Annotated in this window: 16 protein-coding genes; 5 read left to right on the top strand and 11 right to left on the bottom strand. The window is 65.4% G+C overall.

The window, feature by feature from the left end; all coding sequences use genetic code 11:
- Positions 1-35 precede the first annotated feature (35 nt).
- Together E4P09_RS00430 and E4P09_RS00425 are read left to right on the top strand one after the other, a co-directional pair.
- Positions 36-3,566, top strand: a complete 3,531-nt coding sequence (locus E4P09_RS00430; protein WP_137387634.1) for a PAS domain-containing hybrid sensor histidine kinase/response regulator — start codon at positions 36-38, stop codon at positions 3,564-3,566.
- A 33-nt stretch (positions 3,567-3,599) separates the two neighbouring features.
- On the top strand, positions 3,600-4,055 hold the full coding sequence (locus E4P09_RS00425; protein ID WP_137387633.1) for a RidA family protein: 456 nt from the start codon (positions 3,600-3,602) through the stop codon (positions 4,053-4,055).
- 200 nt (positions 4,056-4,255) lie between these two features.
- Here E4P09_RS00425 and E4P09_RS00420 read toward each other — a convergent pair whose 3' ends face one another.
- Complete coding sequence (locus E4P09_RS00420; RefSeq protein ID WP_137387632.1) at positions 4,256-4,945, bottom strand: GntR family transcriptional regulator; 690 nt, start codon at positions 4,943-4,945, stop codon at positions 4,256-4,258.
- 118 nt (positions 4,946-5,063) lie between these two features.
- On the opposite strand from E4P09_RS00420, the gene E4P09_RS00415 reads away from it, so the two are divergent.
- Positions 5,064-5,414, top strand: coding sequence for a RidA family protein (locus E4P09_RS00415; protein WP_137387631.1), 351 nt, complete (start codon positions 5,064-5,066; stop codon positions 5,412-5,414).
- A gap of 78 nt (positions 5,415-5,492) precedes the next feature.
- On the opposite strand, the gene E4P09_RS00410 is transcribed toward E4P09_RS00415, so the two are convergent.
- The 10 genes from E4P09_RS00410 to E4P09_RS00365 form a co-directional block, all read right to left on the bottom strand.
- A complete protein-coding gene (locus tag E4P09_RS00410) occupies positions 5,493-6,005 on the bottom strand; it encodes an OsmC family protein (protein WP_137387630.1) in 513 nt (170 codons plus the stop codon).
- Positions 5,966-6,826 carry an ABC transporter ATP-binding protein gene (locus E4P09_RS00405; RefSeq protein ID WP_137387629.1) on the bottom strand — a complete coding sequence of 287 codons (861 nt, stop codon included), beginning with the start codon at positions 6,824-6,826 and terminating at the stop codon, positions 5,966-5,968. The genes E4P09_RS00410 and E4P09_RS00405 overlap by 40 nt, the downstream gene beginning before the upstream one ends.
- A gap of 7 nt (positions 6,827-6,833) precedes the next feature.
- A complete protein-coding gene (locus E4P09_RS00400; protein WP_137387628.1) occupies positions 6,834-7,688 on the bottom strand; it encodes an ABC transporter permease in 855 nt (284 codons plus the stop codon).
- 21 nt (positions 7,689-7,709) lie between these two features.
- Positions 7,710-8,684: an aliphatic sulfonate ABC transporter substrate-binding protein gene (locus E4P09_RS00395; RefSeq protein WP_137387627.1), complete on the bottom strand. Its 975-nt coding sequence runs from the start codon at positions 8,682-8,684 to the stop codon at positions 7,710-7,712.
- 443 nt (positions 8,685-9,127) lie between these two features.
- Entirely contained in the window at positions 9,128-10,105 is a 978-nt protein-coding gene (locus E4P09_RS00390; RefSeq protein WP_137389170.1) for an ABC transporter ATP-binding protein, read from the bottom strand.
- Positions 10,105-11,019 carry an ABC transporter ATP-binding protein gene (locus tag E4P09_RS00385; RefSeq protein WP_205041980.1) on the bottom strand — a complete coding sequence of 305 codons (915 nt, stop codon included), beginning with the start codon at positions 11,017-11,019 and terminating at the stop codon, positions 10,105-10,107. Before E4P09_RS00385 ends, E4P09_RS00390 begins: the two co-directional genes overlap by 1 nt.
- A complete protein-coding gene (locus E4P09_RS00380; RefSeq protein WP_137387626.1) occupies positions 11,012-11,785 on the bottom strand; it encodes an ABC transporter permease in 774 nt (257 codons plus the stop codon). The genes E4P09_RS00385 and E4P09_RS00380 overlap by 8 nt, the downstream gene beginning before the upstream one ends.
- A 9-nt stretch (positions 11,786-11,794) precedes the next feature.
- Positions 11,795-12,733 (bottom strand): ABC transporter permease, encoded by a 939-nt coding sequence (locus E4P09_RS00375; protein WP_137387625.1) that lies wholly within the window; start codon positions 12,731-12,733, stop codon positions 11,795-11,797.
- A gap of 266 nt (positions 12,734-12,999) precedes the next feature.
- Positions 13,000-14,541 (bottom strand): ABC transporter substrate-binding protein, encoded by a 1,542-nt coding sequence (locus E4P09_RS00370; protein ID WP_137387624.1) that lies wholly within the window; start codon positions 14,539-14,541, stop codon positions 13,000-13,002.
- A 144-nt stretch (positions 14,542-14,685) separates the two neighbouring features.
- A complete protein-coding gene (locus tag E4P09_RS00365) occupies positions 14,686-15,483 on the bottom strand; it encodes an alpha/beta fold hydrolase (RefSeq protein ID WP_170984147.1) in 798 nt (265 codons plus the stop codon).
- Between the two features lie 138 nt (positions 15,484-15,621).
- On the opposite strand from E4P09_RS00365, the gene E4P09_RS00360 reads away from it, so the two are divergent.
- Positions 15,622-16,323, top strand: coding sequence for a GntR family transcriptional regulator (locus E4P09_RS00360; RefSeq protein ID WP_137387622.1), 702 nt, complete (start codon positions 15,622-15,624; stop codon positions 16,321-16,323).
- Between the two features lie 10 nt (positions 16,324-16,333).
- Positions 16,334-17,314 carry an aldo/keto reductase gene (locus tag E4P09_RS00355; protein ID WP_137387621.1) on the top strand — a complete coding sequence of 327 codons (981 nt, stop codon included), beginning with the start codon at positions 16,334-16,336 and terminating at the stop codon, positions 17,312-17,314.
- Positions 17,315-17,378: the final 64 nt, after the last annotated feature.

Below are 17,378 nucleotides of genomic sequence, written 5' to 3'. Positions count from 1 at the left end.
ATCTCATCGCCGCGAAGCGCAAAGGCGCCGGACATATGTTCAACAGCTGGGCCATTCTTGCCATTGCGGTCGCCTATCTCGGCGCGCTCTTTGCCGTGGCAAGCTATTACGACCGCATGCGCAAGCAGCGCCGCGGCAAGCCACGGCCGCTGGTCTATGCCTTGAGCCTCGGCGTCTACTGCACCTCCTGGACCTTTTATGGCAGCGTCGGCCTGTCGGCCAAGAAGGGCTTCGAGTTCCTGCCGATCTATATCGGCCCCATCATCATGTTCGCCCTGGGCTGGCCGATCATCCGTCACATCGTTGACCTCGCCAAGCGCCAGAACATCACCTCCATTGCCGATTTCATCGCTGCCCGCTATGGCAAGAACCAGGCGCTCGGCGCAGCGGTGTCGGCCATCGCCGTGCTGGGCATCGTGCCCTACATCTCGCTGCAGCTGAAGGCGGCCGCCAACTCGCTCATCACTCTGCTCACCATTGCCGGCACCCAGCAGACGAGCGTGCTGGGCATGCCGGTGCTGGGCGACCTCGCGCTGGTGGTGGCCATCGCCATGGCCGCCTTCACCATGCTGTTCGGCACCCGCCATATCGATGCGACCGAGCACCAGGACGGCGTTATCGCCGCCATCGCGCTGGAATCGGTGGTGAAGCTGCTCACCTTCCTCGCCGTCGGAATTTTCGTCGTCTTCGGCATGATGGGGGGCATCGGCGCCATGATGGATGCGGTGGCCCAGCGCCCCGAGATCGAGCAGCTGCTGACTCGTGGCTTCGAAGGCGGCCGCTGGATCACCGCCACGCTCTTGTCCAGCATGGCCATCATCCTGCTGCCGCGGCAGTTCCACGTGACGGTGGTGGAGAACACGAACCTGGCCGACGTCAAGCGCGCCGCCTGGCTGTTCCCGCTCTACCTCATCGCCATCAACATCTTCGTGGTGCCGATCGCGATCGCTGGTCTGCTCACCTTTGGCAGCGGCGCCAACGGGGATATGTTCGTGCTCGCTCTGCCGGTTGCGGCCGGCGCGCCGGTCTTCACGCTGATCGCCTTCATCGGCGGGCTGTCCGCCGCCACCGCCATGGTGATCGTCGCGTCGCTCGCCTTGTCGATCATGGTCAGCAACAACATCGCCGTGCCGCTCCTGCTCCGGCACAAGGCCTACCGGGCCGGTGGCACCAAGGACATGGGCCAGTTCCTGCTCATGTGCCGGCGCTGCGCCATCGTGGTGATCATCGCGCTGGGCTACGTGTTCCACCGCTTGATCGGCAATGCCTTCGCCCTTGCCGATATCGGCCTCCTGTCCTTTGCCGCCATCGCTCAGTTCGGTCCCGCCTTCTTCGGCGGCCTCATCTGGCGCAGGGCCACCGCCCGCGGCGCCATGGCCGGCGTGCTCGCCGGCACGGCCATGTGGTGCTACACGCTGCTCCTGCCGGCGCTGATCGATGCCGGCTGGTTCTCTCCTGATCTCCTTATGGAAGGCCCGTTCGGCATTGCGCTGCTGCGGCCGGAATTCCTGTTCAACCTAGAGCTCGAGCCGCTCACCCACGGCGTGTTCTGGAGCCTCCTGGTCAATATCGCGAGCTATGTGGCGGTCTCGCTCATGGGGATGCCGCAGCCCATCGAAAGAGTGCAGGCCAATGTCTTCGTCGCCACCGACTTGCCGGTCCCCACCCAGAGCTTCAGGCTGTGGCGCACTGCGGTCACCGTGCGCGATCTGCGCGCCACCGTCGCCCGGTATCTCGGCGCCGAGCGCACCCAGCGCTCCTTCGCGGAATTCGCCACAAGCCGCGGCATCACCCTGGACGACAGTGCCGAGGCGGACATCCGCCTTCTGCGCTTCGCCGAACATCTGCTGGCGAGCGCGGTCGGGGCCTCCTCATCGCGCCTTGTGCTGGCCTTGATGCTCGAACGCTACAGCGCCAATACCCGCGGCGCCATGCGCCTGCTGGACGATGCCTCGGCCGCGATCCAGTATAATCGCGACCTGCTGCAGTCTGCCATCGACCATGTGCGCCAGGGCATCGCCGTGTTCGACCGCGACCTGAGCCTGATCTGCTGGAACCGGCAGTTCCGCGCGCTGATGCAACTGCCCGAGGAGGTGGGCCGCGTCGGCATCCCCATCCACGAGGTGGTCACCACCATCGTCCGCAATGCCGAGATCGGCGAGGAGGAGCCCGAAAAGGTGGTGGCGCGCCGCATCGACAGCATCGTCATGCGCCGTGCGTCCTATCAGGAGCGGATGAAGTCCGGCGCGGTGATCGAGACCCGTTCGAACGTCATGCCCGATGGCGGGATCGTGGTGACCTTCGCGGATATCACCGAGCGGGTGCGCGCCGCCGAGGCGTTGCTCAAGGCGAACGAGAGCCTGGAACGGCGGGTGCAGGAGCGCACGGCCGAGCTTGTCGCTCTCAACCGCGAGCTGGTGCGGGCCAAGGCGGAGGCCGAGGCGGCCAATCTCGGCAAGACCCGGTTCATAGCGGCGGCAAGCCACGACATTCTCCAGCCGCTCAACGCTGCACGGCTCTACACGTCGAGCTTGGTCGAACGCTCCCATGGCACGCAGGACCAGCAGCTGGTCCGCAACATCGATGCCTCTCTCGAGGCGGTCGAGGAAATCCTCTCCGCCTTGCTTGACATCTCGCGGCTCGATGCCGGCGCTCTCAGGCCGGAAGTCACCGAGTTCAAGCTGGATGCGGTGTTCAAGGCGCTGGCGGTCGAGCTTGGCCCCATGGCCGCGGAGAAGGGCCTGAAGCTCACCTTCGTCCCGACGAGCCTCACGGTGCGCTCCGATCGCCGCCTGCTGCGCCGTGCGCTGCAGAACCTCGTCTCCAACGCCATCAAATACACCCGCAGGGGCAAGCTGGTGGTCGGCTGCCGCAGGCATTTGGGCACGGCGAGCATTGAGGTGCATGACAGCGGTCCCGGCATCCCCGAGGACAAAATCGAGCTCATCTTCCGCGAGTTTCAGAGGCTCGACGATACGGCCGGGGAGGTGCCCGGCCTCGGCCTCGGTTTGTCGATCGTGGAGCGGATTGTCCATGTGCTCGGCCACAAGCTGGCGGCCCGCTCCAGCCTCGGCAAAGGCTCTGTCTTCTCGATCGAGCTGCCGGCCACCGGCAATGCGCCCGCCGGCCAGGATGCAATCGCGGCCCAGCCGGCGCCGGCGGCCCATGACCGGGAGGGGCAGCTGCGCGGCCTCAACATTCTCTGCATCGACAACGAAAGGTCGATCCTTGATGGCATGACCACGCTGCTGTCCGGTTGGGGCTGCCGCGTGGTCACGGCCACAACGGCGGCGGAGGCGCTGGACAGAGTGGTGGACAGCGCGCCCTTCGACGTCGTGCTCGCGGACTATCACCTGCAGCAGGACACCGGCCTCGACCTCATCGACGAGCTGCGCCGCCGCTATCCCGAGCCGCTCCCCGCGGTGCTGATCACGGCCGACCGGTCGCGCTCGCTCCAGGCCAAGGCCGCGGAAATGGGGGTCGGCTATCTGAAGAAGCCGCTGAAGCCTGCCGCCCTGCGCGCCCTGCTCACCCGCGCCTTGATCAGGCGGGAAGCAGCGGAATAGTCTGGACGTCCCGAAATCAGGATCGTGCCCGTCATGCGTGTCATCTCCGCTGAGACCCTTGGCTTCGAGCCACCGCCACTCGCCCCCAGCATCGGCAACTATGCCGGCTTCATCGCCCATAACGGCGTGGTCTCGATCGTGCAGGGGCCGCTGTGGGGCGAGGACCTGCGCTATGTCGGCCGGGCTGGCGAGGACGTCGATGTGGAGACCGTGCGCGAGGCGGCGCGCCTGTGCTGCGCCAATCTCCTCATGCAGCTGCGCGAGGCCTGCGGCGGCGACCTCGGCCGGGTCAAATGCTGCTATAGGCTCGGCGGCTTCATCAATGCCGCGCCGAGCTTCACCCAGCACAGCTATGTCATGAATGCCGCCTCCGACCTGCTGCTCAAGGTGCTCGGCAGCGACATGCGCCACAGCCGCTACGTGGTCGGCTGTTCCAGCATCCCCGCGAACCTGGTCATGGAGGTGGAGGGCTGGTTCGGCATCGACTGATGTAGCCTGGCCAAGGCACCTCCCATGTTCGTCATTGCCGCGCTTGACGCGGCAATCCAGGGGCCAAGCGGAACGCCCGCGCCGCGTGGCCCTGGATGGCGGCTCAAGGCCGGCATGACGTAAGTTGTTGATCAACAAAGAAAATCGTCATCACCGGGCTTGACCCGGTGATCCAGGGGCCAAGCGGAACGCCCATGCCGCTACGGCTTCAGGTAGATCAGCGCGAGGCTGCGGGTCACGAAGTCCAGCGCCTTCTCGGCAGTGATCGAGACATGTTTCTCCACCAGGTCGCGCGCCTGCGCGCGGTCGCGCCGCAGCAAGGCCTCCACGATGCCCGCGTGCTCCGAGACTGTGGCCTGGCGTTGCTCGGGCTGCTCGATCGCGCATTGCCGGACGAAGCGGATCCGCAGGTTGATGTTGCGGATCACTTTGTTCATTTCCTCGTTGCCGGCCAGCGCCACCAGGCTCTCGTGGAAGCGCTCGTCCGCCTCGGCCAGCGCGCTGCCGCTCATCCGCTCGACCTGATCCAGCGTGCGGTTCCAGTCGTCGGCCAGCGCCTTGATCGCGGCATCCTCCGCCACGGTGCATGCGGCGGCCGCCGCCACCCCCTCGACGCCTGCCCGCAGCTCGTATAGGTCGATGAAGTTCTTGAGCTCCAGGCTGCGCGCATAAAAGCCGCGATTGGGCACGAAGGTGACGAACCCCTCCGTGGAAAGCCGGTTCAGCGCCTCGCGCACCGGCGTCCGGCTCACGCCCAGGCGGTTGGCCAGCTCCACCTCGTTCACCCGCTCCGACGGCTTGATGTCGAAACGGGCCAGCATCGACTGCACGGCCGCATACACCTGCTGCACCACGTCCGTAGCCATAGGCTTGCCCGCGGGAGCGTTCACTGGTCCCTCCGAAAAGTCTCAACTCTCGTGGAGGATTTAGCAGCCGGTGTATACAGTGATCAATCCATATGTTAGGAAGCCAGCCTGTTATCCGAGAGAGTGTTTCGAGGAGGGAACGATGAGCATTCGTCGCATTAAGCCCGGCCCGCGCATGACCCAGGCGGTGGTCGCCGGCGGCATGGTCTATTTGGCCGGTCAGGTGGCTCTGGATAGCGGGGGCAAGTCCGTTACCGAACAGACGAAGGAGATCCTGTCGCGCATCGACACGCTGCTGGCGGAAGCCGGTACCGACAAGTCGAAGCTCGTCTCGGCCAATATTTGGCTGTCGGACATCAGCACCTTCGCGGAGATGAATGCGGTGTGGGACGCCTGGGTCGACCCCAACAACACCCCGGCCCGCGCCACGGTCGAATCCAAGCTCGCCGCGCCGCAATATACGGTGGAAATCGCCGTGGTGGCCATGGCCTGATCTCTCGGGCCTGCAAGCAGCAAGCGCGCGAGTCAGCAGCGGCCGCGCGCTTTTCTTTTTGAGTCAGTATTGAGTGACTTAGGCCAGAGCCTTGATGTTCACGTTGAGCTGCGGCTTGTTGGCGATCGTCTGCAGCACCACGCAATAACGCTCCGTCAGCTTGAGCAGGCTGTCGATCTTCTCCTGCGGTGCGTCGGTGTCGATCTCGAAGGTGAGCCGGATCTCCTCGAAGCCGACCCGCGCCTCCTTGTCCACCCCGAGAGTGCCGCGGAAATCGAGGTCGCCCTCCGCCAGCACCCGGCCCGAGCGCAGCGGAATGTCGAGGGCGGTCGCCACCGCCTTGAGCGTCACCCCGGCGCAGGCCACCAGCGCCTCCAGCAGCATGTCGCCCGAGCACAGCTCGAGCCCCGAGCCGCCGGTGGCCGGATGCAGGCCCGCAACCGCCAGGGCGCGCCCGGTTTCCACCTTGCACGCAATCGCCTGGTCATCGAGCGCGCCGCGCGCCTTCAGGGTGATGCGGGCGGCGTCAGGCGCGTCCTTGTAGCGAGACTTCAGTGGCGCCTGCAGGGCGCGAAGAGCGGCAGCATCCATCGGGTCGGTCCTCGTCTTGCTCTAATCACCACCACATGGCGGCGGCATGGGTTTGATCGTCTCCTGCATCCGCCCTTGCGCGCGCTGTCAACGGCGAGCGAGCCGTCCAGCGCCTTCAGCACCATGCGCTCGCGCCGGAAGAACTCATCGCTCAAGCGGTCGCGCGGGCGGGGCAGGTCAACCGGGATGTCGGTGAAGATCCGGCCCGGATGCGGCTGCATCACCACGATGCGATCGGCCAGCGCCACCGCCTCCTGCACGTCATGGGTGACCATCAGCAGCGTCGGCCTCTGCGCCGCCCACAGCGCCAGCAAGGCATCCTGCAGGCTGAGCCGTGTGAAGGCATCCAGCGCCGAGAACGGCTCGTCCAGCAGCAGCACCTTGGGCTGCGCGACGAGGGCGCGGGCGATCGCCACCCGCTGCGCCTGTCCGCCGGAGAGCTCCCGCGGCCAATGCGCGCCATAGCCGGCGAGGCCGATGCGGGCCAGCGCCCGGTTCACCCGCTCATCCCGCTCCGCAGCGGGCAGGTCCGTCAGCCCGAAACCGATATTCCTGGCGATCGTCAGCCAGGGCAGCAGGCGCGGCTCCTGGAACACCATGCCCACCGCCGGATGCGGCTTTTCGATGACGCTGCCATCCACCTCGACCGTTCCCCCGCTCGGCTTGTCGAGCCCGGCGATCAGCCGCAGCAGGGTCGACTTGCCGCAGCCGGACCCGCCGATGACCGCCACGATCTCTCCCGCATCCACCGACAGGCTCACGCCACCTAGCGCATGGGCGCCGTTGGGATAGATCTTGGAGAGCGTGTCGATGGTCAGCATGGCCGCCTCACCGCGCTGCAAACGCGTCTTGCCAGGCGAGCAGCGGCCGGGTCGCCAGCACGATCAGGCTGTCGGTCAGCTTGCCGATCACCGCGAAGGTGAGGATGGCGGCGATGATCTGGTCGGGCTTGCCGAGCTGCTGGCCGTCATAGAGCAGGTAGCCCAGGCCCTCCGACGCACCCATCAGTTCGGCCGCCACCACGAACATCCAGCCGAGCCCCAGCCCTGAGCGCAGGGCGATCACATAGCTCGGCAATATGGCCGGCAGCAGGATGCGCCGGACCATGGCAGCGGGGGTCAGGCGGAACACGCGGCCCACCTCCACGATCTTCCGGTCGACCGAGGCGATCGCGCCCATGACCCCGAGATAGACCGGGAAGAACACACCCACCGCGATGAGGGCGATCTTGCTTTCCTCGAAAATGCCGAACCACAGGATGAACAGCGGCACCCACGCGATCGAGGGCACCGCGCGCAAACCTTGCAATGTCGGATCAAGGAACTGCCGGGCAGCGGCCGAATAGCCGGCCAGCGCGCCAAGGAGCGTTCCGGCCGCCACCCCCAGGCCGAAGCCGGCCGCCACGCGCCCAAGGGTGACGAGGATGTGTCGCCACAGCTCGCCTTGGGCCGCAAGATCATAGAGGGTTGCAAAGATCCGGCTTGGCGGCGGCATCAGCCGGCCCTGCACCAGCCCGAACGCCACCGCCAATTCCCAGGCAACCGCGATGAGCACGGGCAGCGCGAGCCCGAGCGCCACATGGCGCCAGCGCCAGCCGGCCGGGGCGGCGGCCCTGCGCGCGCCCTCGTCCGCCTCGGCCGCGACCGCTTCCGTTCCGATCTCGCGGGCTTCGGTCAGGGACATGCCATCCTAACTTAGTCTAACTTAGTTCGTCAGATCGCGGGTGAACCGGTCGTCGAGCAGACCATCCACCGCTGCCTCCACATTCGCATCCGCCGGGATCACCCCCGCCTGCTGCAAGGCGAGGCCCGCCGCAAGGATAGACTCCCGCTGATCTCTACCGATCTTGTTATGGGTAAGTTCGGTGCGCTCCTTCAGTTGCTTCTGCGCCACCTCCAGCGGGATGCGCGCCTCCTTTGCCAGCAGCTGCGCAAGTTCGTCCGGATGGCTCAGCGCCCATTTGCGCGCCTGCTCGTAAACCTTCAGGACCCGCGCCACCGCTTCCGGATGCTCCGCGGCAAATTCCTCGCGCACGTTGAGAATGCCCCAAGTGTTAGCTTCCGGCTTGCGATAGAACAGCCGCGCGCCTTCCTCCAGCTCGGCAGACGCCATCATCGGGTCGAGCCCGGCCCAGGCGTCGACGTCGCCGCGCGAGAGCGCCGCCCGACCATCCGCATGCTGCAGAAGCACGAAGCGCACGTCGTCCAGCTTCACGCCGTTATCCGCCAGCGCCCGCACCAGGAAGATATGCGGGTCGGTGCCGCGGGTCACCGCCACCGACTTGCCCTTGAGATCCGCAACCTTCTGGATGTCGCTGTCCTTGGCGGTGACCAGCGCCGTCCATTCGGGCCGGGAATAGACGTAGATCGACCTGATCGGGTTGCCGTTGATCTTGCCGATGAGAGCCGCAGCCCCGGCGGTTGAGCCGAAGTCGATCGAGCCGGCATTGAGGAACTCCAGCGCCTTGTTCGATCCGGCCGACTGCACCCAGCGAACGGTGGTGCCATCCTTCTCGAACTCTTTCTCGAGCAGGCCTTGGTCCTTGATGACGATGCTGACCGGGTTGTAGGTCGCCCAGTCAACCCGCAGCTCGTCCAGCTCGGCTGCATTGGCCGGCACGGCGGCAAGGGCCCCAAGCCCCAGGGCCGCAAAGAACAGCCGTCTTGTCAGCTTAACCATTCAACCCTCCCGTTATTTCTAAGCCGTCACCGCCCTGAATCGGACTGTGAATGATCTCTGCCTTCGTCATCACCGGCCTTGAGCCGGTGATCCAGGGGCGCCAGAGGAAGCTCCTTCCACCTGGCCCTGATGCCCCGATCAACCGCCCCTACCTTCGTCATCACCGGCCTTGAGCCGGTGATCCAGGGGCGCCAAAGGAAAGCCCTTCCGCCTGGCCCTGAATGCCCCGATCAACCGCCCCTACCTTCGTCATCACCGGCCTTGAGCCGGTGATCCAGGGGCGCCAAAGGAAAGCCCTTCCGCCTGGCCCTGGATGCCCCGGTCAAGCCGGGGCAAGATGGAACAGAGAGCACGGACGCGGCAGACTGCTAACGCGATCGTTCGAAATAAAGAACGAATTCGTTCGGCATGTCAATCCAGAAATGCCGGAGATGGGATTTCGTTCAGATGTCGTCGCGGATGCAAGCGCTGAAGTGGTCCGGCCCCTTCTCGCGCATCGGCGGCACGGCCTGCGCGCATGCGGGAATCGCGTAGGGGCAGCGGGTGCGGAACACGCAACCGGACGGCGGGTTTGCCGGGTCCGGCAGGTCGCCTTTGAGGATGATGCGCTCGCGCCGCGCCTCCGGATCCGGGTTCGGAACAGCGGACAGCAGGGCCCTCGTATAGGGATGGTGCGGCCTCGAGCAGATCACCTCCGCCGGGCCGATCTCCATCAGCCGGCCGAGATAGACGATGGCGATGCGGTCGGACAGATCCTCCATCACCGCAAGGTCGTGGGAGATGAACAGGATCGAGAGACCGAGCCGTTTCCGCAGGTCCTTCAGCAGGGCGATGATCTGCGCCTGGATCGACACGTCCAGCGCCGAGACCGGCTCGTCCGCGACGACGAACTGCGGATTGACCGCCAGCGCCCGCGCGATGACGATGCGCTGCCGCTGCCCGCCGGAAAGCTCGTGCGGCATGCGCTGCAAATAATCCGCAGGCAGCGCCACCATCTCCAGCAGCTCGGCGGAACGCTGGCGCCGCTCGGCCCGGCTGCGCCCGGTGCCCTGCACGATCTGCGGCTCCGCCAGGATCTGCTCGATGGTCATGCGCGGGTTGAGCGCAGCGTAGGGGTCCTGGAAGATCAGCTGCGCGTGGCGCCTGAACGCGTGCAACTGCCTGCGGTCGTAATCGACGATGTTCTCGCCGTTGAACAGGATCTGCCCATCGGTCGGCTCCACCAGCCTGAGTACGGCGCGCCCAAGCGTGGTCTTGCCCGAGCCGGATTCACCGCCAATGCCGAGCACCTCGTGGCTGCGCAAAGTGAAGGACACATCGTCCACCGCGCGCACATGGCCCACCGGCCGCGGGATGATGCCTTTTCGGATGTCGAACCATTTGCGCAGGTTGCGCACTTCGAGCAGCGGGGCTTGTTGCATCATCGGGCCTGCGCGGGAATGGGGGCCGGTTCCGTGCCGGCCTCGTCGACGGCGGCCTTGCACCGGGAGGCACCGAGCCGCGGCACCGCCGCCAGCAGGCTGCGCGTATAGGGCATCTTCGGCTGCTTGAAGATGTCCAGCACCGAGCCTTGCTCCACCACCTGGCCGTTATGCATGACCAGCGCGCGGTTGGCGATTTCGGCCACCAGCCCGAGGTCGTGGGTGATGAACAGAATCGCCATCTGCGTGCGCGCCTGCAGCCGCTTCAACAGATCGATGATCTGCGCCTGGATGGTCACGTCCAGTGCCGTGGTCGGCTCGTCCGCGATCAGCAGGGCAGGGTCGCAGGATAAGGCCATGCCGATCATCGCCCGCTGCCGCATGCCGCCGGACAGCTGGTGCGGATAGCTGGTGAGCGTCTTGGCGGGATTGGGAAAACCGAGCTGCTCCAGCAGCGCCAGGGCCTGCGTCCTCGCCTCGCGCCTGGAGACATCGCGATGCGCCCGGATCTGCTCCGTGATCTGGCCGCCCACCGTGAACAGTGGGTTGAGTGACGACATCGGCTCCTGGAAGATCATGGCAAGCTCGTTGCCGCGCAGGCGGCGCATGGCCCGATCAGAGATCTTCACGAGGTCGACCTCGCCATCTTCCCGGCTGCGGAACAGCGCCGAGCCTGCAACCTCCGCCTTGTCGTCATAGCGCAAGAGTCCCATAAGCGCCTGGCCGATGGTGGACTTGCCGGAGCCGGATTCGCCCACCAGCGCCACGATCTCGCCCGGTGCTATCGAGAACGAGACCTGGCGCACCGCATCGACCCGGCCCTTGGCGATGCGGAACGACACGGAAAGATCGTGCACCGAAATCAGCGGCGGCTGGCTGGTGGATTCGCCCGATATGCTGCGCCGTTCAGTCAACGCTCGATCCTATGAGGTAGAAGCCAAGCACGGTCACGCCCACCGCTGCGCCAGGGGCCAGGCTCATCGCCGGAAACAGGGCCAGGAACGGGAAGCCCTCGCGCACCATGCTGCCCCAGTCCGCTGCCGGCGGCGGCACGCCCAGACCCAGGAAGCTCAGGCTGGCTGACGTGAATATGGCGAAGGACACGGTGATCGCGAACTGCGCCCCGACGACGCGGATGATGTTCGGCCAGATATGGCGGCTGACGATCCACGTGGCGCTGCCGCCGACCGCGCGGGCCGCTTCGACATAGGTAGCCTCGCGGATCTGCAGGGCCTGGCCGCGCACCAGGCGGGCCACGGTGGGCCACATGACGAAGCCCAGCACCAGGGCGAGGTTGGTGACGGTCGCCCCAACCATTGCGGTGATCAAGAGCGCCAGCACCAGGCCGGGCAGGGCGATGAAGAGATCGATCATCTGAACCAGCACCAGGTCGATCCTGCCGCCGCCATAGCCGGCGATCAGCCCGATCGGCACGCCGAGCAGCGTGGCGACGATGGCCGCGCCGGCGCCCACCACCAGCGAGATGCGCGCGCCATAGATCAGCCGCGACAGCACGTCCCGGCCGAGATTGTCGGTGCCGAGCCAATGGTCGGGCGAGGGGCCCTGCAGGAAATCCATGCTCGACTGGTAGGGGTCGTAAGGGGCGAGATACGGCGCGAAAATCCCGCACAGCGCCACGATGGCGATGATGGTGATGCCGAGGATGCGCCTTGCCAGCATCAGGTGCTCCTAGCCCAGGCGGATCTGCGGATTGACCATCGTATACACGATGTCCGCGATCAGGTTCATGAGCATGACGCCGACGATGATCAGCATGCCAATCGCCAGCATGACCGGGAAGTCATGGGTGCCGATCGAATTGACGAACAGGCGGCCGACGCCCGGCATTGAGAACACCGTTTCGGTCACCACCGCGCCGCCCACCAATTGCCCGAGCGACAGGCCCACATAGGTGATGACCGGCAGGATCGAGTTGGGCAGGGCATGGGCGAAGGACACGCGCGTCTCGCTCAGGCCTTTGGCGCGCGCCACCTTGATGAACAGCTGCCGGTAGACTGCCCGGTACTCCGCTCGATAGACCAGGGTGAACGAGCCGAAATAGAAGGCCGAAAGCGTGAGCACCGGCATGATCAAATGGGTCAGGTGCGGCACCACCCCTTGCGACCACGGCACCCAGCCTGTCGTCGGCAGCCAGCGCATCTGCACCGAAAGCAGATAGATCAGGCTGATGCCGATCATGAAATTGGGCACGGTGATGCCGACGATGCTGAGGCCCGAAACGAGTGTGCCGATGGTTTTGCGCAGCACCGGAATGGAGTTGATGAGCGCGGCCGCGACCACCGCGAGCGCGATGGCCCAGAAGGCCAGCTCCAGGGTCACCGGAATGGCCGGCAGCACCGCATCGGCAACCGATGTGCGGTTGGCATAGGAGCGGCCGAAATCGCCTTGCAGCGCGTTGCCCATCCAGTCGAGATATTGCACCAGCACCGGCCGGTCGAATCCGTATTGCGCATTCAGTGCGGCGATGGCCTCGGGCGATGCCTCCTGGCCCAGCATGATGGCTGCCGGGCTACCGAGGAAGTTCGTCACCGCCGCAAACAGGATGAAGGTCAGCAGAACAACGTTCGGCACCATCAACAGCAGGCGCCGTGCAATATGGGTGATCATCGCGCACCTCGCCGGTGCGGCCTCGTGACCTGCACGAATGTCATCGCATTACGAACGGGTGGGCAACCTGGCAAGACCGTGCGCGCTCATCGCCAGCCACCGGTTCGGCCGACGAGACGGTCGCGTCGTTGCGGGTCCCGCACCATCCACCATCGATGAACGTCTGACAGCGCTTCATGCGCGCAAACTCCTAGGCTGCTCAACCCGAGATTTGCACGGCCTGTATGACGGTATACAGACCGTGCAAATCCATGCTGGAATCTACTCTACTCCGCTTTCCACATGGCCCGGAATCGTGGAATCAGGTCTGGAATCCACTGGAATCCATGAACGTCTTTATTCATGGCCACGAACTCGGCCGCGAAGGCCACCGGCACGTAAGGCAGGTCCTCCAGCAGGTGCTGGTGCACCTGGTCATAAAGCGCCTTGCGCTTGGCCGTGTCGTCGATCGCCCGTGCCTCGTCCAGCAGTCGGTCCACCTCCGGGTTGCTGTAGCCGGTGGTGTTCGCGTAACCCTTGCTGTGGAACAGGATATAGAGCAGCCCGTCCGGGTCGGCGCGCTGGGTCCAGCGCATTGGGGTGAAGTTGATCTTCTTGTCAACGACCCGGGCATACCACTCGCTCTGCGCCACCGGGTCGAGCGTCACCTTGAGCCCGATCGCCTCCACCTGTTCCTTCACCAGCTGGTCGAGCTGCCGCAGCAGGTTGTCCGTCGGCGCGGAGAGCACGAGCTCCGTGCCCGCCGGCACGCCGGATTCGGCCAGCAGCGCCTTGGCCTTCTCGACGTCATAGACATAGCCGTCGGTGGCCGGCGGCGACCACCATAGGCCGGGCGGCGTCGGGCCGTTCGAGACGGTGCCGGTGCCGGCCCACAGGATCTCGTTGATCTTGTTGCGGTCGAGCGCATGGGCAATCGCCTTGCGCAGCTTGGGATTGTCGAACGGGGGCTCGTTCCAGTGCCACTGCAGCGAATACCACTGGCCAACCTTGATCGGGTCGAGCTTGATGTCCGGATTGTTCTGGATGAGACGGACATCCTGCGGCGAGAGCTGGGCCACGAAGTCGATCTCGCCGGTCATCAGCCGCTGAATGCCGATCACCGCGTTCGAGATGTCGTTGAACACCACGTGGTCGAGATAAGGCAGGCCCTCTTCCCAGTAGTTCTCGTTGCGGTCGAGCTTTACGTGGCTGCCGCGCACCCATTCCTTGAAGATGAAGGCGCCGGTGCCGACAGGATTGTTGCCGAACTCTTCCGGATTCTTCTCATAGGCCGTCGGCGAGACCATGAAGCCGGCCCGATCCGCCAGGGCGGAGAGCAGCGGCGGGAACGGCTTCTCCAGGTTCAGCGCGACCGTGTTCTTGTCCACCACGTCGATGGTCTGGATGACCGTCAGCTGGTTGCGCTGCGGCGAGTTCGCCTTCTCGTCCTTGCGGCGCTCCAGGTTCCACTTCACCGCTTCCGCGTCGAAATCGGTGCCGTCGTGGAACTTCACGCCCTCCTGCAGGTGGAGCACCACCCGCTTGCCGTCATTCTCCATCTCCCAGCTCTTCACCAGCTCGGGCTCGAGCGAGAAGTCCGGGGCGATGCGGAACAGCGTGTTGTAGATCAGAAACAGGATCTGGCGCTCCGACCATTGCACCGAATAGATCGGGTCCATGGTCTTGGCGTCATCATTGAAGCCCACATTGAGCGTGCCGCCGCGCACGGGTGTTTCCGCGTTCTGGGCGACCGCCGAGGTCCCGGCCCATGCCAGGGCAAGCAAGAGCGTGAGTAACGGCGCGATCCTGGCGCCGAACGCCTTCAGCATCTGTCAATCTCCCTCCATTTGCGGCCCGGCTGCGGCCATCCCTCACCGCAAAGCCAATCCGGACGGCAGTGATGCTATCATACGGTATACCAAAAACAAGCGCATAAACACGAGCACAACCGCCGCCTCCGCCTTCATCCAGGCTCAGCGGCCCAGAAAGTCCAGCAGGTGATCCGCGATGAGGTCCGAGGCCTCCACCAGAATGCTGTGCCGCAGGCCGGGCAGGATCACCAGCTGCGAATTCTTGATCTGCTCGTGCATGAACCGCGCCATGCGGGTATTGGAGCCGGGGTCGTGCTCGCCCGTCAGCACCAGCGTCTCGTGCGGTATCTCGTGCAGCCGGTGGCCGAGCTCGCTCTGCCCGAACACGCGATAGGCCTCCATGTACGAGGCCTTGTCATTGGCGATCAGCTCGGCAATGCGCTTGTCGATCTCTTCCGGATGCGCGGCGACAAAGGCGTCGGTGAACCACCGCTCGCGCGCCGCGCCCGTCACCCCGATGATGCCCTCCTTCTCGATGATGGCGAGGCGCGATACCACCTTGGCCCGCTCCTCCTCGGTGCGCGCGGCCACGGCCGACAGCAGGGCCACCTTGTTGAACCGCTCCGGCCAGTTGAGCGCCAGGCACTGGCCGATCAGCCCGCCGAGCGAGAAGCCGACCAGGTGCGCCTTCGCGATGCCCTCCGCATCCATGACCGCGATGATGTCTTCCGAGAATTTCTCGAGCGAATAAGTCTCCCGGATCAGGCTCGACCGGCCGTGGCCGCGTAGATCCACGCGGAGCACCCGATAATGCGGGGCCAGTCGCTCGGCCACCCTGTCCCAGCTCTCCAGGCGCGAGCCCACCCCATGCACCAGCACCACCGGATATCTCGCTCCCTCGGCCACGTAATTCAGCAGAGGACGTGCGGTGCTGGTGGCGGGCAACTCATTGAGGTTCAAGGCAGACACTCCTCACTGGCCGCAAAATGCAGCCTGGAACAACGACTTGACTGGATTTCTGTATTATGGCATACCAAACCGATCCCGGCGACGCAATGCTCTTCATGAGCTGTAGCATCGCCGCTGATCGGGGGCGAGATGGTAGGCGGCAAGAGCTCCATTCGTGTCGTTGTGGACAATGTGAGCCTGCGGGACCGCACGACGCAAGTCCTGCGTGACGCAATCCTCAACTTGCATTTCAAGCCCGGGCAGAAGCTGGTGGAGCGGCGGCTGTGCGAGGAGACCGGCGTCAGCCGCACCAGTATCCGCGAGGCGTTGCGCCATCTCGAATCCGAAGGGCTGGTCACGCGGGTCGCCAATCGCGGCATGTTCGTGGCGGAGGTCGGGCCCGACGAGGCGCGTCAGATCTATGAAGTCCGCGCCGTGCTGGAGCCCGCCATGACCCGCTATTTCGTGGCCCGGGCGAGTGAAAAGCAGATCGCCGCGCTCGAGCAGATCCTCGGCCGCATCGAGAAAGCCATCAGCGGCAAGGCGGTGCTCGCCTATGTACAGGGACTTGCTGCCTTCTCCGACCATTTGGCCGAAGGCGCCGGCAACGAGGTTGCGCGCCAGCTTTTGAACACCCTGGGTGCGCGGATCACCTATCTCCGCTTCATCACCGCCCGCGCGGCGAGCGAGGAGCGCGAGCGCGTCACCCTCCAGGCTCTGCGCGACATCTACGCGGCCCTGAAGGAGCGCGACGCAGACACCGCGGCAGCGCGCCAGACGGCCTATGTCGAGCGTTCCGCCGCCTTCGCCCAGCAGGTGCTGGCGGATCTCAAGAAGAGCAGCACTGCTTAGCAGGATCAGGATGGATTATGTAAGGCTCGGCCGAGCCAACCTCAAAGTATCGCGTCTGGGGCTCGGCGCCATGGGCTTCGGCGCGAAGAGCTGGCGCGAATGGGTGCTGGGCCGGGATGCCGCCCGGCCGATCATCGCGCGCGCGCTCGATCTCGGCATCAATCTTTTCGACACCTGCGACTTCTACTCTCTCGGCGAGAGCGAGCGCATCCTGGCCGACTTGCTGGTCGCTCAGGTGCCGCGCGACAGCATCGTGGTGGCGACCAAGGCCGGCAACCCGATGCAGCCCCACGCCAATGGCCGCGGCTATTCCCGCAAGCATCTCTTCGAGGCGGCGGACGCGTCACTGAAGCGGCTCAAGACCGACTATATCGACCTGTTCCAGACCCATATCTGGGATCCGAACACCGATCTCGACGAGCTGGTGGATGCCTTTGCCGACCTGGTGCGCAGCGGCAAGGTGCTCTATGTCGGCGCCACCACCATGCCCGCCTGGAGCTTCTGCTCGTGCCTCTACATCGCCCGGGCCAAGCACCTGCCGCAATTCGTCTCCATGCAGTGCGAATACAACCCCTGCCACCGCGAGGCCGAGCGCGAGCTGCTGCCGCTGTGCCGGGCGAACGGCATCGGCCTGATCCCGTTCAGCCCCATGGCCCGGGGCTTCCTCTCGGCGGACCGTCGCGAGGCGCCGGCGCAGTCCGCGCGCACCCGCAGCGATGATTACACCATGAAGCTCTACCATCGCGAGGGTGATTTCGCGGTGTTGGAGGCGGTGAAGTCCGTGGCAGCCCGACACGGGATCACGCCCTCGCAAGCGGCGCTCGCCTGGACCGCGAGCCGGCCCGGCATCACCGCGCCGATCTTCGGCGCCACCGCCATTGAGCATGTGGATCAGGCCGTCGCGGCCCTGGACATCGAGCTGACGCCGGAAGATGTGAAGGCCATCGAGAATGCCTATCAACCGCGCGCCATTCATCTGAGCGGGCACTAGAATTAAGATCTAGCCGACCCGTGTGCGGCACTGGATGCCCCGGTCAAGCCGGGGCATGACGAAT

It is taken from the genome of Rhodoligotrophos defluvii (genome assembly GCF_005281615.1).
In the GTDB taxonomy this organism is placed as follows: Bacteria; Pseudomonadota; Alphaproteobacteria; order Rhizobiales; family Im1; genus Rhodoligotrophos; species Rhodoligotrophos defluvii.
This window is presented reverse-complemented; position numbering and strand designations above follow the sequence as displayed.